The organism is Nocardia brasiliensis ATCC 700358, from assembly GCF_000250675.2.
Classification (GTDB): domain Bacteria; phylum Actinomycetota; class Actinomycetes; order Mycobacteriales; family Mycobacteriaceae; genus Nocardia; species Nocardia brasiliensis_B.
The window spans coordinates 8,652,307-8,670,107 of record NC_018681.1 but is presented as its reverse complement, the minus strand read 5'-3'; the positions used below and the strand labels follow the sequence as shown (position 1 = coordinate 8,670,107).

The window sequence follows — 17,801 nt, the reverse complement described above, 5'->3', positions numbered from 1 at the left end:
TTACCGCGCGTTATCGGGAGGTCACAATCCACCTCACAAGCCGCATCCGCGCCGGTGAGGTGTGATGAAGATCGCAGGTCAGCCGAGTTTGTAGGCCCGGTGCAGCGCCACGATCCCGCCGGTCAGATTGCGCCATTTCACCGATGCCCAGCCGTTGCCCGCGATCCGCATCGCCAGCTGCCGCTGGTTCGGCCAGGCCCGGATCGACTCGGCGAGGTACACGTAGGCGTCCGGATTGCTGCTGACCGCGCGCGCCACCTTCGGCAGCGCCTTCATCAGGTACTCCATGTACACCGTGCGGAAACCGGGGATGACCGGGGTGGAGAACTCGGCGATGACCAGCCGCCCGCCCGGCTTGGTGACGCGCAGCATCTCGCGCAGCGCCGCATCGGTGTCGGAGATGTTGCGCAGGCCGTAGGAGATGGTCACCGCGTCGAAGGAGTTGTCGGCGAAGGGCAGCGCCGTCGCGTCGGCCGCCACCATCGGCACCTTGCGGAACTTGCCCGCGGCGAGCATGCCCTGGGAGAAGTCGGCGGCCAGGCACCAGGCGCCGGACTTCGCGAGATCGAGGGTCGACACGCCGGTGCCCGCCGCGAGGTCGAGCACCCGCTCGCCCGGGCGCGGGGCCAGCGCCTTGCGGACCGCCCAGCGCCAGTAGCGATCCTGGCCGCCCGAGATCACCGTGTTGGTCAGGTCGTAGCGGCGGGCGACGCCGTCGAACATCGACGCGATCTCGTGCGGCTGCTTGTCCAGTGAGGCCCGAACCGATTCTGTTTTCGCCACGCTCATGCGCCTCTCCGCGTCTTCAGGCCGTACCTGTCGGATATCCGCCGAACCGGGTCCAGGGCCTGCGCCGGAAACGTCGCGGGTCCGGACGGGGCCGGTGGGTTACCCATGGTCTCACGAGGCCGGTGGGCCCGATCCGGTCGGTTACCGGCGCCGCGGCCGCCCCACGGTCAAGCGCTATGCGGCAACCGCATCCGCATGCCGGTGACGTCCGCGTAGTGGCCCATCAGCTCGGTACAGATCGCGGGCCAGGTGCGGTGCAGCACCGATTTGCGCGCGGCACCGGCGAATCGGGCGCGCAACGCCGGATCATGCAGCGCCGCAACGGCACTCGGTAGCAGTTCGGTGAACCGGTCGACCGGGAGCAGATACCCGTTGCGACAGTGCGCGATCAGGTCGCGCGGACCGCCCGCGTCCGGTCCGATCACCGGCACGCCGCACGCGAGGGCCTCCTGCACGCCCTGGCAGAAGGTTTCGTGCTCGCCCGCGTGCACCATCACGTCCAGGCTCGCGTACGCCTGGGCCAGGGCGTCGCCGCCCAGTTCGCCGGTGAACACCGCGTTCGGCAGCAGCCGGGTGAGCCGGTCGCGTTCCGGGCCGCCACCGACGATGACCAGCTGGATGTCCGGATCGTGCGCCAGCACCGCGAGCCGCTCGACGTGCTTTTCCGGCGCGAGCCTGCCGACGAAGCCGACCACCAGCTTGTCTGCGCCGTCGAGCCAGCCGGCGCGCAGCTCGGTGCGCCGCGCCGACGGGGTGAACCGGGCGATGTCCACGCCACGGCCCCACCGGTGCACCCGCGGAATGCCATGGCTCGCAAGGTCTTGCGCGGCGGCGCTGGACGGGGCCAGGGTCCTGGTCGCGCCCTCGTGGATGCGCCGGGTCCAGGCCCAGGCCGCCCGGCTGGCCAGCGACAGGCCGTAGCTCTTGGCGAAACCGGCGACGTCGGTCTGGTAGACCGCCACGGTCGGCAGATCCAGCCGGGTGGCCGCGCCGAGTCCGCCGGCGCCGAGCAGGAACGGTGAGGCCAGGTGCACCACGTCGGCGTCGAAATCGGCGATGGCCGAGACGATTCCCGGCTGCGGCAGGCCCACCGGCAGCGAACTGATCTTGGGCACCATCACCGCGGGCACCCGATGCACCCGGAACCGGTCGTGCCAGCGAGCCGCCGGTGGCAGGCCGCGCACCGTGTCCGGCGCGATGATCAGGGCGTCATGGCCGTGGCTGTCGAGGTGGTCGAGCACCCGCAGCACGGAGTTCACGACGCCGTTCATGTTCGGCAGAAACGACTCCGCGACGATCGCTACACGCACCTTCCCAGGTTGACCCGCGCACCGCGCCACGGCCTCACGCCGGCGTGAAGGAAACGGAAAGATCCGGCGAACTCCTAGGTGGTCACCGTGGCCTGCGGCCGCCGTCGACCGGCCCGGTGCAGCAGCCACAGCGCGGGCAGCGCGACCAGCCACACCACCACGATCACCGACAGCGCGGGCGGAATGGCGACGCGCACGTCGCGGCCCTCCACCCGGACCAGATCGGGATCGGCGCGATAGTACTCGACCCGGATGCGTTCGCCCGCCGTGAGATTGGTCGGGTAGAGCACGCCGACCTTCGGATTGTGTGTTTCCCCGTCCGGCGTCACGTACATGACCGCCGAGCGCAGCCTGCCCGCGGAGAGCACCTCGGCGCTGGTGACACCCTTGTCCGAGTTGATCAGGAAGTCGTTGCGCCAGGCGGCCAGCACCAGCAGCACGATCAGCACGCTGATCACCGTCGCGGCCGTGATGACACCGATCCTGGCCCGCCGCAGGCGGACAGACCGCCGATCAGACTGGGTGGTTTCCAACACCGCAACAGGCTACCGACCGACTCCGCTACCGTGTCGCGCATGTCCCGAAAATTCAGCTTCACCGTGCCTTACACCGTCCCGGTCGAAGATCTTCACCGGGCACTCACCGACGACAAGGTCTGGCAGGCGCGTTTCGCCGACGCCGAGACCGCCACGCTCGACCTCTCCCATCCCGAGGGGGCGGACTCCATCCGCATCCATATGACCGAAAAAGCCGCGCAGGACAAGGTTCCCAGCGTGGTCAGCAAGGTGCTCAAGAGCGAGCTCATGCTCTCGCGCACCGACCACTGGCAGGCGCTCGACGGCGATGTCGCCAAGGGCACCTTCGAGGGTTCGACCGGCGGCATCAGCACAGAGATGTCGGGCACCTACGAAATGCGTTCGACCGCAGAGGGTTCCGAGATCGAGGTGGTCGGCACCGTGCAGGTGCACGTGCCGCTGGTCGGCGGCGCCATCGAGCCGCTGGCCGAGCAGCTGCACCACCGCGTGCTGAACAGCGAGCGCAAGTTCATCGAGGAGTGGGTCGCCGCGCAGGCGACTGCCTGACCCCTTACGGTCTCGTCGTCCCGGTACACCCGGGACGACGAGACCCGTCCGCTAGGCGAAGTCCGCGGGCGAGTATTCCTTCTGCTCCACCAGCACCAGCCAGTTCCCGGAGTTGTCCCGGATGATGGCCTCGGTGCCGTAGGGCCGCTCGGCGGGCGGCTGAATGAACTCCACGCCCTTGGCGGTGAGTTCCTCGAAGGTCTTCTGGCAGTTCTCGGTGCGCAGGCCGAGCGCCCCGTGGGTGCCGCTGCCGAGCGCGCGCCGGATGGCCTCGGCCAGCGCCTCGTCCAGTGGCGGACCGGGGATCATGAGCGCGATCTCGAGCTCGGGATGCGCCGGATGGGCCACGGTGACCCAGCGGAACCCGTTGTCGCCCATGGTGATATCGGTGACCTCGACGAAGCCCAGCTTGTCGATGTACCACTGCTTCGATTCGGTCTGATCGGTGACGTACACCGTGACCAGCGAGACATTCGTAATTGTCGTCATGCGACGAGGCTATGGCCGCACGGCTGCCGCGAGCTTCTCCGGAATTGCTGTCTTCGGCGTATAGTCGAGTTCGGTTATTCGAATTCGACTAAGGAGCCCGATGGCGGCCTCGCGAGCCCGCAGATCTCCGCTGGCGTTGGCGGTGTTGAGCCTGCTCAACGAGCGGCCCATGCATCCCTACGAGATGCAGGCGTTGATCCGGGACCGGCACGTCGGCCGGGTGGTGCGGATGCGCGGCGGGTCGGTCTACGACGCCGTCGCCCGGCTGGCCGCACACGGTCTGATCGAGTCGGCGGGCAGCAGCCGGGCGGGTGCCCGCCCGGAGCGCACCGTCTTCACCATCACCGCCGCGGGCCGCGCCGAACTCGACTCGCTGCTCGATGAGTACCTCGCCGAACCGGTCAACGAATATCCGCGGTTCGCAGCGGGTTTGGCGCACATCCTCAACCTGACCCCCGACCGCGCGGTCGAATTGCTCACGCGCCGTGCGCAAATCCTGCGCACCGACCTTGCCGAGCTGGATGCCGCCCTGGCCGCGGCACATTCGACGGAGATTCCACCAATCGTGCTGGTGGAGACCGAACTCGACCGCGAACTGCGCGCCACCGAATTGCGCTGGGTGGAGCGCACCGCGAAACGCATCGCCGACGGCGAATTGCCGTGGGCGACCTGAAAGGAGTTGCCATGGTGACGAAACTGGGCCTGCCCGGCTGGCTCAAACCGATGAACCGCGTGGTGATCACGCTCAACCGACTGGGTGTTCCGCTCGGCACGATGCGGGTGCTCTCGGTGCCCGGTCGCGCCTCCGGTGAGCTGCGCACCACGCCGGTCTCGCCGCTGACCGTACGCGGCGCGCGTTACGTCGTCGGACACGGCGAGGCCGAGTGGGTGCGCAACGCCCGCAAGAGCAACTGGGGCATCCTGGCCGAGGGGCGCAAGCGCAACCGGGTGGACCTCGTCGAACTACCGGCCGACGAACGCCCCGCCGTGCTGCGCGAATTCCCGCGCGAGGTGCCGCACGGTGTGCCGTTCTTCGTCAAACTCGGCTTGGTGACCTCGGCCGACCCGGACGAATTCGCCGCCGCCGCACCGCGCAGCGCGGTGTTCCGCATCGAAAACCCGACGGCGGTCTAGGTTTCGCGGGTGCGGTCGCTGAGGCCGTGCATGAACACGAAACACCCCGGGATACGCGGCGCGCCGTCGGCGAACTTCGCCTGGTACTCCGAGGGCGTCACCCCGACGAGCTTGCGGAACTTGCTGCTGAACGAGCCGAGGCTGCTGTAGCCGACCAGCATGCAGACCTCGGTGACCGTCAGATTGGTCGAGCGCAGCAGATCCTGCGCGCGCTCGATCCGCCGCTCGGTCAGGTACGCGGCGGGCGTCAGGCCGTAGACCGCGGCGAATGCCCGCAGGAAGTGATACTTGGAAACCCCTGCGGCGGCGGCCAACTCGTCGAGATCGAGCGGGTCGGCATAGCGTCGATCCGCGAGATCGCGGGCCCGCCGCAGATGCGGCAGCAGTGACAGAGGCGGCGCGCTGTGCGGTCGTCCACTCATCTCGCCACCGCCTGCCAGGTCGTTGCTACGCGAACGGAGGAAGGTCGTCGACGCGCATCGACATCCGGCCCGCCGCTCGCCACGCGCGGGCGGTGAGGTCGACGTCCTCGTCGGTGACCAGGTTGCCCATCACCCGGACGGCGGTGCGCTGCAAGTACTTCGAGCGCATCACCGGCGGGCCGCCGATCGGCACCATCTTCGGATGGGTGGCCAGCCCGGCGATCCGGCGCGCTACCGAGAAGGTGCGGCCGTAGCGGGCCCGCAGCAACTCGGGCCACATGGTGGTGAAATCGGGCTCGTCCAGCAGCCCGGCCAGCATGTGCCCGCCCTCCAGGCCGTAGTCGATGCCCTCGCCGTTCAGCGGGTTCACACAGCCCGCGGCGTCACCGACCAGCACCCAGTTGCGTCCGGCGACATGGGAGACCGCGCCGCCCATCGGCAGCAGCGCGGAGGCCACCGCGCGGAGCGAACCCTCGAACTGCCATTCCTCGAAGCGCTGCTTGGTGTAGTGCTCCAGCAGCGGTTTCAGCGCGATATGCGAGGGCCGCTGTTCGGTGGCCAGCGAGCCGACGCCGATGTTCACCTCGCCGTTGCCGAGCGGGAACACCCAGCCGTAGCCGGGCACCAGGGCGCCCGCGGCGTCGCGCAGCTCCAGATGCGAGGTGATCCACTGATCGTCGCTGCGGCCGGACTTGATGTAGGCGCGGGCCGCGGTGCCGTAGGCGTACTGCCGATGCCAGGTGCGCCCGAGCAGCCGCCCGACCGGCGACCGCACCCCGTCGGCGACGATCAGCAGCCTGCACCCGATGGTGTGGGTGCCGGTGGCCGTGCGCACCGTCACGCCGGTGACCCGAGCACCGTCGCGCGTGACATCGATTACCTTCGTGCCGTCGATCATCCGCGCGCCGGACTTCATCGCGGTCTCGCGCAGTTTGTCGTCGAGTTCGGTTCGGGGAACCGCACTTCCGTAGGTGGGGAACGAACCGGCAGGCCAGCTCAGCAGCGCTTCGCGGCCGAAACCGGTCATCCGCAGGCCGTGATTGACGGTATGCGCGCGCACCCATTCGCCCAGCCCGAGATGCTCCAGTTCGGCCGTCGCGCGTGGCGTCAGCCCATCGCCGCAGGTCTTGTCCCTGGGAAAGACGGCGGAATCGAGCAGCACCACCTCGCGCCCGGCGCGCGCGGCCCAGGCCGCCGATGCCGAACCGGCCGGGCCCGCGCCCACGACCAGCACCTCGGCCTGTGCGGGCAGCGCGTCCCCGCTCGCGGGGGTGACTTCCGGTGAACCCATGACTTCAATACTTGCACGGGTCCCCGGCGGCGCGGGCGCGCGCGGCGCACCGAAAATGGTGTGCCAAAGTGTCTGATACACCGCATAGTGACGGTGTTCATGGGCCATCGGCTGAGGACACGCTAGGTTCTCTACCGTGGGGTCGGACGCATCGGCGGGAGAAGAAATGAGCACATCGGCTGTTACGGACGAGAGCACGGTGGTCGCCGGGGTCGATCTCGGTGACACCGAACTCGCCGCGACCGTGCGCGCCGGCCTGGAAGAGGTCGAGAAACTCTTGGTCGCCGAGCTGTCCGACGGCGAGGAGTTCCTGCAAGAGGCGGCCCTGCACCTGGCCAAGGCCGGCGGCAAGCGCTTCCGTCCGCTGTTCACCCTGCTGACCGGTCAGCTGGGCCCGCGTGCGAGCGACCCCGCACTCGTCACCGCGGGCACCGTCGTGGAACTGGTGCACCTGGCCACGCTGTACCACGACGACGTGATGGACGAGGCCACCATGCGCCGCGGCGCCCCGAGCGTGAACTCGCGCTGGGGCAACAACATCGCCATCCTGGCCGGCGACTACCTGTTCGCGCACGCCTCGCGACTGACCTCCACCCTGGGTCCCGACGCCGTGCGGATCATCGCCGAAACCTTCGCCGAGCTGGTCACCGGCCAGATGCGGGAGACCATGGGGGCCCGCGAGACCCAGGATCCCGTCGAGCACTACCTGCGCGTGGTGTGGGAGAAGACCGGTTCGCTCATCGCCGCCGCGGGCCGCTTCGGCGGCACCTTCTCGGGGGCTTCGCTGGATCATGTCGAGCGGCTCGCCCGGCTCGGCGACGCGGTCGGCACCGCCTTCCAGATCTCCGACGACATCATCGACATCTCCTCGGCCACCGAGCAGTCCGGCAAGACCCCCGGCACCGACCTGCGCGAGGGCGTGCACACCCTGCCCGTGCTGTACGCGCTGCGCGACGAGGGGGCCGACGGCGACCGGCTGCGCAAGCTGCTCGCCCAGCCGCTCGGCACCGACGCGGAGGTCGAGGAGGCGCTCGAACTGCTCGGCCGCTCGCACGGCATGGTGCTGGCCAAGGAGAAGCTGCACGGCTACGCCGACCTCGCGCACGCCGAGCTCTCCGCCCTTCCGCAGGGCCCGGCCAACGACGCGCTCGAGCGGCTGGTCCGCTACACCATCGAACGCGTCGGCTGAACGACCCCGGCTTTCACCCGAATCCATCCGCCGGTTCCCGCTGGAACTCGGTGCGGAGTCCTATCGTTTGTCTGGTGTAAGACACACGACTCACGGGGGCGTGGGCAAGGAGACCTATGCACGGGCACGGGTACGCGAACGGGCTCAAGACGTTCGGTTTGATGATCGGCCTTTCGGCGCTGATCGTGTTCGCCGGTGCGATGTTCCGCAGCCCGACGATCCTGATCATCGCCATCCTGCTGGCCGTCGGCATGAACGCGTACGCGTACTTCAACAGCGACAAGCTCGCGTTGAAGGCGATGCACGCGCAGCCGGTGAGCGAGCTGGAGGCGCCGGTGATCTATCGCATCGTGCGGGAGCTGGCGACCACCGCCCGGCAGCCGATGCCCCGGCTCTACATCAGCCCCACCAACGCGCCCAACGCCTTCGCCACCGGTCGCAATCCGCGGCACGCGGCGGTCTGCTGTACCAGCGGCATCCTGCAGATCCTCGACGAACGCGAGCTGCGGGCCGTGCTCGGTCACGAACTCTCGCACGTCTACAACCGCGACATCCTGATCTCGTCGGTCGCGGGCGCGCTCGCCGCGGTCATCTCCGGTCTGGCCAACCTGGCCTTCTTCGCCTCGGCGTTCGGCGGCAACCGCAACGGTGAGGGCCCGAACATGCTCGGGGTGCTGCTCGTCTCGCTGCTCGGGCCGATCGCGGCGAGCCTGATCAAACTGGCCGTCTCCCGCTCGCGGGAGTATCAGGCGGACCAGTCCGGCGCCGAGCTCACCGGTGACCCGCTGGCGCTCGCTTCGGCGCTGCGCAAACTGGAGCGCGGCGTACAGGCCGCCCCGTTGCCGCCGGAGCCGCAATTGACCGCCCAGTCGCACCTGATGATCGCCAACCCCTTCCGGGTCGGTGAACGGGCCGCCCGGTGGTTCTCCACCCATCCGCCGATGGCCGACCGGATCGCCCGGCTGGAGGATATGGCAGGGGGCAGGCGCGACTACTGAGCGCGCCACGCCGCTCACTCGTGCTCGGCCGACAGCTCGTCCTCGTAGGCGCGCAGCGTGTCCACGAAGAGCCGGCGCTGTTCGGCGTCCAACGGCGCCAGCACCTTCCGCCACGCCCGCGCGCTGCCGCCGAGCCAGTCGTTGACCGACTTCTCGTGCGCCGCGGCGATCGCGACGATCGTGCGCCGGCGATCGGCCTCGTCCGAGCGCCGTTCCAGCACACCCTGTTTGCTCAGATCGCTCACCATGAGGCTCACCGTGGTGGGCGCGACCTCGAGCCGCGCGGCCAGATCATTGACCGTCATCGGGCCTTCGAAAACCAGGTTCGCCAGTAGCGACAGATGCCGGGGCGCCAGCGAAAACGATTGCAGCTCTTCGGGAACGCGCATCTTCTTCGCCCGCCCGACCACCCGCGGCATGAGCAGCAGCAGACTCCGGACGCTCTCTTCCACCGCCATGCCCGCGCCGGCCCGCCGACCCGTTGACATCTCCGCCGCCTCTCGATAGCCTTTGCTTATAAAGTTACTTTGCTACCAAAGCAAAATTACGCTCTCCGACCAGGCTAGCGCCCGCACGCGCCGTGCCGGTTGGTGATTGGGGAGGACCTGCCCAGGACCGATCCGATGTCTGCCGAGAGCCCGCCGCGGGTCGTGGCCCTCGGTGATCATCTGCGTGCCGTGCGCGCGGGGTTGCGTCGCGATCTCGCGGTGGCGGCCGCGGCGCTCACCGTCTTGCGCCGACTGCTCGCGGAGCCGGACCGTTATCGGCTCGCGATCGAATTCGACCGTATCGCAAAGGATTTGGAATCCCATCTGCGCTACGAGGGGGAGGCGTCGAAAGCGACGGATCCGGCCACGCTGCGGGACTGACCGCGCCGCGCCGGGAGCCCTCGTGTCGGGGTCGCGGAAACGAAATACCCCCGCCGATCCAGGATCGACGGGGGCATTCGGTGGCAGATGTAGGATTCGAACCTACGTAGGCTTTCGCCGACGGATTTACAGTCCGCTCCCATTGGCCGCTCGGGCAATCTGCCGTCGCGCTTTCGGCGCGCTGAGCAGAATACATCGAACCTCCACCCCTAATGCAAACCGCCTGGCTATCGGCCATGTGGGGCGGGTGGCGTCGCGTCGTCGGGTAGAACTGACGTGACCGGTTCACCCGGTGAACGTGCCTCCATGGGAACCGTCAGGACAGGAGCGAAGTGTGGCCGATTCGTCTTTCGATGTTGTCAGCAAGGTCGACCGTCAGGAGGTCGACAATGCTCTGCATCAAGCGGAGAAGGAGCTGACCACCCGCTACGACTTCCGTGGCACCGGCGCCGGTATCGAATGGTCCGGTGAGGACAAGATCGTGCTGACCGCCGAGGCCGAGGAGCGGGTCAAAGCGGCGTTGGACGTGTTCAAGGAGAAGTTGATTCGCCGCGATATCTCGCTCAAGGCTTTCGACGCCGGCGAGCCCGTCGCCTCGGGCAAAACGTACAAGATCACCGGCTCGCTGGTGCAGGGCATCGACACCGAGCATGCGAAGAAGATCACCAAGAAGATCCGCGACGAGGGCCCCAAGGGGGTCAAGGCGCAGATCCAGGGTGAGGAACTGCGGGTGTCGAGCAAGAAGCGCGACGATCTGCAGGCCGTGATCTCGTTGCTCAAGGGCGAGGATTTCGGCATCGCCTTGCAGTTCGTCAACTACCGGTAGGTCGTCCGCGGCCGCTCGCAGGGCGGCCGCAAACCGGCTCTGACCACACGGTTTGGAGTCCGGACCCGAAGGTGTGTAATCTCGTTCAAGACTTCGCCGCGCCGGGGTCGAGTGTTCGGAGCTCGGTGCGGAAGTAGTCATGCCCCCTTAGCTCAGTCGGCAGAGCGTTTCCATGGTAAGGAAAAGGTCAACGGTTCGATTCCGTTAGGGGGCTCGCCGGATTGCCGGTGGTGACCGACTCGGCATCTCCAAGGTTGGGCGCGGCACCAGGCAATGCGACCCCGTGGCGGTGTAGCTCAGTCGGTAGAGCAAACGACTCATAATCGTTGTGTCGCCGGTTCAAGTCCGGCCATCGCTACCAAAGACCGATCAGACCATCTGGTTGACCCGAAAGAAGGAATATCGTGGCCGCGAAGTCCACCGATGTCCGGCCAAAGATCACCTTGGCCTGCGAGCAGTGCAAGCACCGCAACTACATCACCAAGAAGAACCGGCGCAACGACCCGGATCGGCTGGAACTGAAGAAGTTCTGCCCGAACTGCGGCACGCACCGGGGACACAAAGAATCCCGCTAGTCCGCCACGCGTGAAGCTGCCGCGTGGATCGGCGCCGGAAGCGTGAGTCGCTCTCGGTAATCTCGGAACGTGCCAATGCGAGGGCCGGACGATATGTCCGGCCCTGACGCATTTCACGGTCCGGGGCGGTAAGTCAGTGAGCGCGACCAGAGTTACAGCCGCCAACGCGGTAACGACGGAGCCGAGCGCTTCTACGGCGTAGTCGTTACCGCTCCGCCGACTCCGGGTGACGGGGTCAGATAGGTACAGTCCACCCGTGACAATCAACACCGGTACAGACGAAGCGGTTCAGGCGGACGAGATGTCGGACCCCGCCGCGCACGCGGCGGCCATGGTCGGTCACCACTATCGCGTCGACGACTACTACGAGGTCGGCCGCGAGAAGGTGCGCGAGTACGCGCGCGCCGTGCAGGACTACCACCCGGTGCACTGGGACGAGGACCTCGCGCAGGAGTACGGCTACGACGGCCTGCTCGCGCCGCTCACCTTCATCTCCCTGGTCGGCATTCTGGCCCAGCGCAAGCTGTTCGAGCAGATCGTCACGGGTTACGACCTGAGCCAGATCATGCAGACCGATCAGATCCTGGAATTCCACCGCCCGATCCGGGTCGGCGATCAGCTGGTCTGCGACGTACACCTGCATTCGTTCCGGCAGGCCTTCGGCGGCGACATCATCGTCACCAAGAACATCGTCACCGCGCAGAACGACGAGCTGGTGCTCACCACCTACACCACGCTGATCGGGCGCAGCGGCGGCGATATCGACCCCAATCTCAACGACGCGGTGCGCAACGTGCTGATGCACGGCATCGGCGAGGACGCGCCGCAGCACCGGCCGCGCGCGATCCAGTCCGCCGCGACGCCCACGCCGATCGCCTCGGTGCCCGAGATCGCCCCGAGCAAGCGCGCGTTGAGCTTCGACAGCATCGCCGTCGGCGACGAGCTGCCCGCCCGCACCGTCCGGCTCACCCGGGGTGATCTGGTGAACTACGCCGGCGTTTCCGGCGACGCCAACCCGATCCACTGGAGCGACGACGTCATCAAGCTCGTCGGCCTGGACAACGTGGTCGCGCACGGCATGCTCACCATGGGCCTGGGCGGCGGCTTCGTCACCTCATGGCTCGGCGATCCCGGCGCGGTCAAGGAGTACAACGTCCGCTTCACCAGTCCGGTGTATGTGGGGACCGATGAGGCCGCCGAGATCGAATTCACCGGTAAGGTGAAGTCCGTGGATCCGGAGACGCGGACCGCGGTCGTCGCCATCGTGGCGAAGTCGGCGGGGCGCAAGATCTTCGGGCGCGCGACGGCCACCGTGCAGCTGTCGTGAGCCGGCGGGGTCGGCCCGAACGGCGAACTGGGGAACCGGTTCTGACCTGGTCGACTGACCCTGATTAGCTAACGACGCGGCCGGTAACGTACACTGAGGTTTCTGGGGTCACCAGCCGCTGCGCGCTGCTCTGTAGGGCTGGTTCCAGGTGAGTCCGCGAGGATTCGCCGACGGGGCCGGCAACTGCCAAGGCAGCGCGCGTGTCATGTGGTGACAACGGAGTACAACTGAATATCGAACAGTGGTTGGACAGCCAACACGGTCCAACCGAAGGGGCGTAGCTCAACTGGCAGAGCAGCGGTCTCCAAAACCGCAGGTTGCAGGTTCAAGTCCTGTCGCCCCTGCCTTCCGTAGCGACAGCTTGCATGGTCGCTCGAAAGAACCAGCATGCCAGCGACGAAAGGATCGACGTGGTCGACGAGCGGGATACTCGCCACGGCTCGCAGGCCGACGATGGCGACGACACCGCCGCGGTGGCTCGGCCCAGCGGCAAGCGATCCGCCCGGCGAACCCGCGGTACCTCGTCGGACACGGGCTCGATCGCCACGCTCGATCGTCCTTCGTTGCGTAAGGCAGCCAAGACCGATCGGGCCGAACGCGGCAAGACGGGTAACCCGTTCAAGCGTTTGATCAAGTTCCTGCGCGAGGTTGTCGCGGAACTGCGCAAGGTGATCTGGCCCAACCGGAAACAGATGGTCACCTATACGAGCGTTGTTCTGGTGTTCGTGATTTTCATGGTCGCGTTCATCAGTGGGTTGGATGTGGCGTTCATCAAGGGTGTCAACTGGCTGTTCGGCTAGTAGCTCTACGCCGACGCCGCCAGCCGATCCCGGGGCGGAGACGGGCGGAGTAGTTCCGCCGCGCGCCCGGCCCGGCACGCAGAGGATGTACGTGACGACACAGGAAGCGAGTGCCCCAGTGAGCACCCCGGAGAACGACACACACGACGAGTTCCCGGTCGACGACGCGGTGGCGGAGTCCACCGAGGCCGACGCGACCGTCGAAGACTCCGAGGACGTGGACTCCGAGGTCGCCGAGGCGGCCGCACCCGAAGCTCCTGTCGACGCCGAACCGGCCGACCCGGTCGCCGAGATGAAGGCCGCGCTGCGCCGCGCCCCCGGCGACTGGTACGTCATCCACTCCTACGCCGGCTACGAGAACAAGGTGAAGGCCAACCTCGAGACCCGCGTGCAGAACCTCGATCTCGAGGACTACATCTTCCAGGTCGAGGTGCCGACCGAAGAGGTCACCGAGATCAAGAACGGCCAGCGCAAGAACGTCAACCGCAAGGTGCTGCCCGGCTACATCCTGGTCCGGATGGAACTCAACGACGAGTCGTGGGGCGCGGTGCGCAATACCCCCGGTGTCACCGGTTTCGTCGGCGCCACCTCGCGGCCGTCCCCGCTGACCCTCGACGACGTGGTGAAGTTCCTGGTCCCGGCCGCGCAGCAGAAGAAGGCGCCGGCCAGCGCGGCCGCGAGCACCACCGAGTCCACCATCGAGTCGGTGGCCAAGCCCGCCATCGAGGTCGATTTCGAGGTCGGCGAGTCGGTGACCGTGATGGACGGCCCGTTCGCGACGCTGCCCGCCAGCATCTCCGAGGTCAACGCCGAGCAGCAGAAGCTCAAGGTGCTCGTCTCGATCTTCGGTCGCGAGACCCCGGTCGAGCTCGGCTTCACTCAGGTTGCGAAGATTTAGACCTGTTACGTCCGCGGCCGGATGGACTCTGCCCGGCCGCGGATCGCAACGCCAGCACTTGCAAAGAGCAAGGAAAACAGACACCTAGGAAAGAAAGATGCCCCCCAAGAAGAAGAAGCTCGCCGGGATCATCAAGCTTCAGATCCAGGCCGGCCAGGCGAACCCCGCCCCTCCGGTGGGTCCGGCGCTCGGTCAGCACGGCGTCAACATCATGGAGTTCTGCAAGGCGTACAACGCCGCGACCGAGTCGCAGCGTGGCAACGTCATTCCGGTCGAGATCTCGGTGTACGAGGACCGGTCGTTCGACTTCAAGCTGAAGACCCCGCCCGCCGCCAAGCTGCTGCTCAAGGCCGCCGGTGTGCAGAAGGGCTCGGCTGAGCCGCACCGCAACAAGGTCGCGAAGGTCACCATGGACCAGGTCCGGGAGATCGCCAAGACCAAGCAGGAAGATCTGAACGCCAACGACATCGATCAGGCGGCGAAGATCATCGCGGGCACCGCTCGCTCGATGGGTATCACCGTCGAAGGCTGAGCGTCAGCGCCGGAGGAGGTAGCGCAGCGTAACCACGCAGGCGCAGCGAAGACTTCCATCAGACGCCGCAGGCTGAGCGAAACGCTCACGGTGGGAGGGCCGGCCAGGCCCGATAACCACGGCTGAACCAGACAATTAAGGACAGAGAATCATGGCAAAACGAAGCAAGGCGTATCTCGCCGCGGCCGAGAAGGTCGATCGCGACAAGCTGTACTCCCCGCTGGCCGCCGCGCGGCTGGCCAAGGAGACCGCCACCACCAAGACCGACGCGACCGTCGAGGTCGCCGTGCGTCTCGGTGTGGATCCCCGCAAGGCCGACCAGATGGTCCGCGGCACCGTCAACCTGCCGCACGGCACCGGTAAGACCGCCCGCGTCATCGTGTTCGCCGCCGGCGAGAAGGCCGCCGAGGCCGAGGCCGCCGGTGCCGACGCCGTGGGCGCCGAGGACCTGATCGAGCGGATCCAGGGCGGCTGGCTGGACTTCGACGCCGCGATCGCCACCCCGGACCAGATGGCCAAGGTCGGCCGGATCGCGCGTGTCCTGGGCCCGCGCGGCCTGATGCCGAACCCGAAGACGGGCACGGTCACCACCGATGTGACCAAGGCCGTCAACGACATCAAGGGCGGCAAGATCAACTTCCGCGTCGACAAGCAGGCCAACCTGCACTTCGTGATCGGTAAGGCGTCCTTCGACGACGCCAAGCTGGTGGAGAACTACGGCGCCGCGCTGGACGAGATCCTGCGTGTCAAGCCGTCGACCGCCAAGGGCCGCTACCTGAAGAAGGTTACGGTTTCGACGAACACCGGACCGGGCATCCCGGTGGACCCGAACCGCACCCGCAACCTCCTCGACGAGGACGCGTAAGTAGCACCCGAGTCAGACCGCAAAGGGCGGGAACGCGAATCGCGTTCCCGCCTTTCGCATTCCACGGACTATTTCACTGACGGTCGTCGTTGATCCCGAGGTGACCGTTGTCCTGCTGATCTCCGGAAGCACGCGCAGTGCCTCGACCAATTCCGCCGCACTGCGCACAGTGCAGGCGATCGCCCCGGCCGATATCGAAACCCGCTGGTACGACGGACTCGCCGAACTCCCGGCCTTCAATCCCGATGACGACGGCACCGGGCATCCGTCGGTTCTCGCGCTGCGCGAAGCGCTTGCCGCCGCCGACGCGGTGCTGTTCTGCACGCCGGAATATGCGGGCACCCTGCCCGGCAGCCTCAAGAACCTGCTGGACTGGACCGTCGGCACCGCCGATCTCTACGAAAAGCCCACCGCCTGGCTGACTGTCGCGGTACCCGGCCGCGGCGAAGGCGCGACGGCGACCCTCGCCAGTGTGCTCGGTTATGTGGGTGCCGCCGTGGATCCCGGTGTACCCGCCCGGCTGCCGGTGCTGCGCGAAGGCATCGGTGCGGACGGTCTGGTCGCGGCCCCCGAATTCCGCACCGGCGCAGGAGAGTTGCTCCGGCGTCTGGTGGCGCAGGCGCAGTGATTCCCGCCGGATCCGGGCGGCCGGATCCGGCGGGAATCGGAAACGGTACGGCTATTCGTCGTCGGCCGTCTTGCGCCAGCCCAGCAGCACGGACTCGCCGTCCTGCACACCCCAGGGCAGGAAGATCGCCACGATGACGGCGGCGACCACCACCGCCCCGGCTGCCACCAGCGAGGCGGTGTGCGAACCCTCGAGCGCCGCGGATTTCATTGCGACGATGAGGTTTTCGCGTTGGCTCTCGAAGAACGGCGCGAGCGGGCGTTTGCGGAGTTCCAGCACGCTCAACGGGCTGGCCTCGACCAGGCCCTTCTCCTTGGCGTTCATCAGAGTGCTCGGTATCGCCTCGAGCCGGGCGCTGATCCGGGTCGTGTAGTACGACGCCACGATCGAACCGAGCACTGCGACACCGAGGGTGCCGCCGATCTCGCGGGTGGTGTCGTTGACCGCCGAACCCGCGCCCGCCTCGTCCAAAGGCAAAGCGCCCATGATGGATTCGGTGGCAGGGCCCTGCGTGATGGCCAGGCCGAGCGCCATGAACACCATCGAAGGCAGCACGTCGGTGACGTAACTGCTGTCGACGTCCACCTGTCCGCCCAGGTACAGCCCGAGTCCTGTGATGAGCAGGCCGGTCACGATGACCGGTGTGGTGCCGACCTTCTGCGCGAGCATCGTGGCGATGGGCGCGCCGAGCGCGACCGAGAAGGCGAAAGGTAATGAGGCGATACCGAATTCGAGCGGCGTGTATTCGCGGACGCCCTGGAAATATTGGGTGATCAGGAACAAGAAACCGAACATCGAAAAGTAGCCGATGGCAATGGCCAGTGCGGGCATCGAGAAACGGCGATTGCGGAACAGGCGCATATCGAGAATTGGTGCGCGGGTGCGCAATTCCCACGCGATGAAGGCGGCGAGCAGGACGACACCCAGCGCGGCGGTGCCGAGCGTGATCGTCGAGAGCCAGCCGTTGCGCGGTCCCTCGATGATCGCCCACACGACCAGCGTGATGCCGGTGATGGACAAGACGATGCCGAGCAGGTCGAGCTTGCCGACCTGTGCCGCACGGGATTCCGGCACCCATTTGAGGGTGGCGGCCAGCGCGATCGCGGCCACCGGCACATTGATCCAGAACACCGAGTGCCAGGAGAACTGGGCGAGCAGCCAGCCGCCGGAGATCGGTCCGATGGCGATGGCGAATCCGGCGACCGCGGTCCAGGCCGCGATGGCGAGCGCGCGCTCGCGCTTCTCGGTGAAGATGTTGATGATCAGCGCGAGGGTGGCGGGGAAGACCGCGGCGGCGAAGATGCCCATGGCGGCGCGCGCGGCGATGACCTGGGTCATCGACTCCGACAGCGCGCCCGCGACTGACATGACGGCCACGCCGACCAGGCCGATCATCATCACGCGGCGGCGACCGTAGCGGTCGCCGAGATTGCCGAAGGCCAGCAGCAGGCCGGCGAAGGTCAGGGTGAACGCGTCGACCACCCATTGCAGGCTGCTGACACCGGCCGAGAGCTGCACCCCGATGGACGGTAGGGCCACGTTGACCAGCGTGTTGTCGAGCATGACCAAGAGTTCGGCCATGCAGATCACGGCGAGGGCGAGATACCGCTGGGAACGTCGTTCCAGCAGCACCGGTGGATCGACTATGGAGGTTGCCATAGTTGTGCAGTCAAACAGGTTAATGTCACCCTGCGTAACACTTGCGGCGCGCGATTTTGCCCACATTCACAGCCGAAATGTGAGCTGGAGCACGCTGATTCGCCCAGGCAATGGTGCG

22 protein-coding genes and 4 tRNA genes are annotated in these 17,801 nt (G+C 67.2%); 17 read left to right on the top strand and 9 right to left on the bottom strand.

What is annotated here, in order from left to right; genetic code table 11:
- Positions 1-78 precede the first annotated feature (78 nt).
- The 3 genes from O3I_RS38735 to O3I_RS38725 all read right to left on the bottom strand — a co-directional run bounded on the left by O3I_RS38735 (position 79) and on the right by O3I_RS38725 (position 2,635).
- A complete protein-coding gene (locus O3I_RS38735; protein WP_014988514.1) occupies positions 79-789 on the bottom strand; it encodes a demethylmenaquinone methyltransferase in 711 nt (236 codons plus the stop codon).
- Positions 790-956: 167 nt separating this feature from the next.
- Positions 957-2,099 (bottom strand): glycosyltransferase family 4 protein, encoded by a 1,143-nt coding sequence (locus tag O3I_RS38730; RefSeq protein ID WP_014988513.1) that lies wholly within the window; start codon positions 2,097-2,099, stop codon positions 957-959.
- Between the two features lie 74 nt (positions 2,100-2,173).
- Positions 2,174-2,635, bottom strand: coding sequence for a DUF3592 domain-containing protein (locus tag O3I_RS38725; RefSeq protein WP_014988512.1), 462 nt, complete (start codon positions 2,633-2,635; stop codon positions 2,174-2,176).
- Positions 2,636-2,674: 39 nt separating this feature from the next.
- On the opposite strand from O3I_RS38725, the gene O3I_RS38720 reads away from it, so the two are divergent.
- Complete coding sequence (locus O3I_RS38720; RefSeq protein WP_014988511.1) at positions 2,675-3,181, top strand: DUF2505 domain-containing protein; 507 nt, start codon at positions 2,675-2,677, stop codon at positions 3,179-3,181.
- Positions 3,182-3,232: 51 nt separating this feature from the next.
- On the opposite strand, the gene O3I_RS38715 is transcribed toward O3I_RS38720, so the two are convergent.
- Entirely contained in the window at positions 3,233-3,670 is a 438-nt protein-coding gene (locus O3I_RS38715) for a VOC family protein (protein ID WP_041563147.1), read from the bottom strand.
- Positions 3,671-3,770: 100 nt separating this feature from the next.
- Between O3I_RS38715 and O3I_RS38710 the strand changes: the two genes are divergently transcribed.
- Both O3I_RS38710 and O3I_RS38705 read left to right on the top strand, forming a co-directional pair.
- On the top strand, positions 3,771-4,343 hold the full coding sequence (locus O3I_RS38710; protein ID WP_014988509.1) for a PadR family transcriptional regulator: 573 nt from the start codon (positions 3,771-3,773) through the stop codon (positions 4,341-4,343).
- Positions 4,344-4,354: 11 nt separating this feature from the next.
- Positions 4,355-4,804, top strand: a complete 450-nt coding sequence (locus O3I_RS38705) for a hypothetical protein (RefSeq protein WP_014988508.1) — start codon at positions 4,355-4,357, stop codon at positions 4,802-4,804.
- On the opposite strand, the gene O3I_RS38700 is transcribed toward O3I_RS38705, so the two are convergent.
- Together O3I_RS38700 and O3I_RS38695 are read right to left on the bottom strand one after the other, a co-directional pair.
- Complete coding sequence (locus O3I_RS38700; protein ID WP_014988507.1) at positions 4,801-5,226, bottom strand: helix-turn-helix transcriptional regulator; 426 nt, start codon at positions 5,224-5,226, stop codon at positions 4,801-4,803. The genes O3I_RS38705 and O3I_RS38700 overlap by 4 nt on opposite strands.
- Positions 5,227-5,251: 25 nt before the next feature.
- Positions 5,252-6,517, bottom strand: a complete 1,266-nt coding sequence (locus O3I_RS38695) for a geranylgeranyl reductase family protein (protein WP_014988506.1) — start codon at positions 6,515-6,517, stop codon at positions 5,252-5,254.
- 166 nt (positions 6,518-6,683) lie between these two features.
- Here O3I_RS38695 and O3I_RS38690 point away from each other — a divergent pair, with 166 nt between their 5' ends.
- Both O3I_RS38690 and htpX read left to right on the top strand, forming a co-directional pair.
- Positions 6,684-7,706, top strand: a complete 1,023-nt coding sequence (locus O3I_RS38690; protein ID WP_029899394.1) for a polyprenyl synthetase family protein — start codon at positions 6,684-6,686, stop codon at positions 7,704-7,706.
- Between the two features lie 116 nt (positions 7,707-7,822).
- Positions 7,823-8,704 (top strand): zinc metalloprotease HtpX, encoded by an 882-nt coding sequence (gene htpX / locus O3I_RS38685; RefSeq protein WP_014988504.1) that lies wholly within the window; start codon positions 7,823-7,825, stop codon positions 8,702-8,704.
- A gap of 14 nt (positions 8,705-8,718) precedes the next feature.
- Here the strand turns inward: htpX and O3I_RS38680 are convergent, their stop codons facing one another.
- Positions 8,719-9,192, bottom strand: coding sequence for a MarR family winged helix-turn-helix transcriptional regulator (locus tag O3I_RS38680; RefSeq protein WP_202804907.1), 474 nt, complete (start codon positions 9,190-9,192; stop codon positions 8,719-8,721).
- Between the two features lie 135 nt (positions 9,193-9,327).
- Here O3I_RS38680 and O3I_RS38675 point away from each other — a divergent pair, with 135 nt between their 5' ends.
- Entirely contained in the window at positions 9,328-9,573 is a 246-nt protein-coding gene (locus O3I_RS38675) for a hypothetical protein (protein WP_014988502.1), read from the top strand.
- 81 nt (positions 9,574-9,654) lie between these two features.
- Here the strand turns inward: O3I_RS38675 and O3I_RS38670 are convergent.
- Positions 9,655-9,737, bottom strand: a tRNA-Tyr gene (locus O3I_RS38670).
- 170 nt (positions 9,738-9,907) lie between these two features.
- On the opposite strand from O3I_RS38670, the gene O3I_RS38665 reads away from it, so the two are divergent.
- The 11 genes from O3I_RS38665 to O3I_RS38615 all read left to right on the top strand — a co-directional run bounded on the left by O3I_RS38665 (position 9,908) and on the right by O3I_RS38615 (position 16,024).
- Positions 9,908-10,399, top strand: a complete 492-nt coding sequence (locus tag O3I_RS38665; protein WP_014988501.1) for a YajQ family cyclic di-GMP-binding protein — start codon at positions 9,908-9,910, stop codon at positions 10,397-10,399.
- Between the two features lie 141 nt (positions 10,400-10,540).
- Positions 10,541-10,613, top strand: a tRNA-Thr gene (locus tag O3I_RS38660).
- A gap of 71 nt (positions 10,614-10,684) precedes the next feature.
- A tRNA-Met gene (locus tag O3I_RS38655) sits at positions 10,685-10,760 on the top strand.
- A gap of 43 nt (positions 10,761-10,803) precedes the next feature.
- Positions 10,804-10,974, top strand: a complete 171-nt coding sequence (gene rpmG / locus O3I_RS38650) for a 50S ribosomal protein L33 (protein ID WP_014988500.1) — start codon at positions 10,804-10,806, stop codon at positions 10,972-10,974.
- Between the two features lie 262 nt (positions 10,975-11,236).
- Positions 11,237-12,301 (top strand): fused (3R)-hydroxyacyl-ACP dehydratase subunits HadA/HadB, encoded by a 1,065-nt coding sequence (locus O3I_RS38645; protein WP_041564879.1) that lies wholly within the window; start codon positions 11,237-11,239, stop codon positions 12,299-12,301.
- A gap of 271 nt (positions 12,302-12,572) precedes the next feature.
- Positions 12,573-12,645, top strand: a tRNA-Trp gene (locus O3I_RS38640).
- A gap of 21 nt (positions 12,646-12,666) precedes the next feature.
- Positions 12,667-13,101 (top strand): preprotein translocase subunit SecE, encoded by a 435-nt coding sequence (secE, locus tag O3I_RS38635; RefSeq protein WP_014988498.1) that lies wholly within the window; start codon positions 12,667-12,669, stop codon positions 13,099-13,101.
- Positions 13,102-13,219: 118 nt separating this feature from the next.
- On the top strand, positions 13,220-13,999 hold the full coding sequence (gene nusG / locus O3I_RS38630) for a transcription termination/antitermination protein NusG (protein WP_014988497.1): 780 nt from the start codon (positions 13,220-13,222) through the stop codon (positions 13,997-13,999).
- Positions 14,000-14,096: 97 nt separating this feature from the next.
- A complete protein-coding gene (gene rplK / locus O3I_RS38625) occupies positions 14,097-14,531 on the top strand; it encodes a 50S ribosomal protein L11 (protein ID WP_014988496.1) in 435 nt (144 codons plus the stop codon).
- A 151-nt stretch (positions 14,532-14,682) separates the two neighbouring features.
- On the top strand, positions 14,683-15,396 hold the full coding sequence (rplA, locus tag O3I_RS38620; RefSeq protein WP_014988495.1) for a 50S ribosomal protein L1: 714 nt from the start codon (positions 14,683-14,685) through the stop codon (positions 15,394-15,396).
- 100 nt (positions 15,397-15,496) lie between these two features.
- Entirely contained in the window at positions 15,497-16,024 is a 528-nt protein-coding gene (locus O3I_RS38615; RefSeq protein WP_014988494.1) for an NADPH-dependent FMN reductase, read from the top strand.
- Positions 16,025-16,075: 51 nt separating this feature from the next.
- On the opposite strand, the gene O3I_RS38610 is transcribed toward O3I_RS38615, so the two are convergent.
- Entirely contained in the window at positions 16,076-17,683 is a 1,608-nt protein-coding gene (locus tag O3I_RS38610; RefSeq protein ID WP_014988493.1) for an MFS transporter, read from the bottom strand.
- Positions 17,684-17,801 lie beyond the last annotated feature (118 nt).

What these genes read in the sequence shown, in the direction of transcription:
- O3I_RS38735 (WP_014988514.1), bottom strand. Translation starts at nt 789, where the DNA reads ATGAGCGTGGCGAAAACAGAATCGGTTCGGGCCTCACTGGACAAGCAG.
- O3I_RS38720 (WP_014988511.1), top strand. Translation starts at nt 2,675, where the DNA reads ATGTCCCGAAAATTCAGCTTCACCGTGCCTTACACCGTCCCGGTCGAA.
- O3I_RS38715 (WP_041563147.1), bottom strand. Translation starts at nt 3,670, where the DNA reads ATGACGACAATTACGAATGTCTCGCTGGTCACGGTGTACGTCACCGAT.
- O3I_RS38710 (WP_014988509.1), top strand. Translation starts at nt 3,771, where the DNA reads ATGGCGGCCTCGCGAGCCCGCAGATCTCCGCTGGCGTTGGCGGTGTTG.
- O3I_RS38705 (WP_014988508.1), top strand. Translation starts at nt 4,355, where the DNA reads ATGGTGACGAAACTGGGCCTGCCCGGCTGGCTCAAACCGATGAACCGC.
- O3I_RS38700 (WP_014988507.1), bottom strand. Translation starts at nt 5,226, where the DNA reads ATGAGTGGACGACCGCACAGCGCGCCGCCTCTGTCACTGCTGCCGCAT.
- O3I_RS38695 (WP_014988506.1), bottom strand. Translation starts at nt 6,517, where the DNA reads ATGGGTTCACCGGAAGTCACCCCCGCGAGCGGGGACGCGCTGCCCGCA.
- O3I_RS38690 (WP_029899394.1), top strand. Translation starts at nt 6,684, where the DNA reads ATGAGCACATCGGCTGTTACGGACGAGAGCACGGTGGTCGCCGGGGTC.
- htpX (WP_014988504.1), top strand. Translation starts at nt 7,823, where the DNA reads ATGCACGGGCACGGGTACGCGAACGGGCTCAAGACGTTCGGTTTGATG.
- O3I_RS38680 (WP_202804907.1), bottom strand. Translation starts at nt 9,192, where the DNA reads ATGTCAACGGGTCGGCGGGCCGGCGCGGGCATGGCGGTGGAAGAGAGC.
- O3I_RS38675 (WP_014988502.1), top strand. Translation starts at nt 9,328, where the DNA reads ATGTCTGCCGAGAGCCCGCCGCGGGTCGTGGCCCTCGGTGATCATCTG.
- secE (WP_014988498.1), top strand. Translation starts at nt 12,667, where the DNA reads ATGGTCGCTCGAAAGAACCAGCATGCCAGCGACGAAAGGATCGACGTG.
- rplK (WP_014988496.1), top strand. Translation starts at nt 14,097, where the DNA reads ATGCCCCCCAAGAAGAAGAAGCTCGCCGGGATCATCAAGCTTCAGATC.
- rplA (WP_014988495.1), top strand. Translation starts at nt 14,683, where the DNA reads ATGGCAAAACGAAGCAAGGCGTATCTCGCCGCGGCCGAGAAGGTCGAT.
- O3I_RS38610 (WP_014988493.1), bottom strand. Translation starts at nt 17,683, where the DNA reads ATGGCAACCTCCATAGTCGATCCACCGGTGCTGCTGGAACGACGTTCC.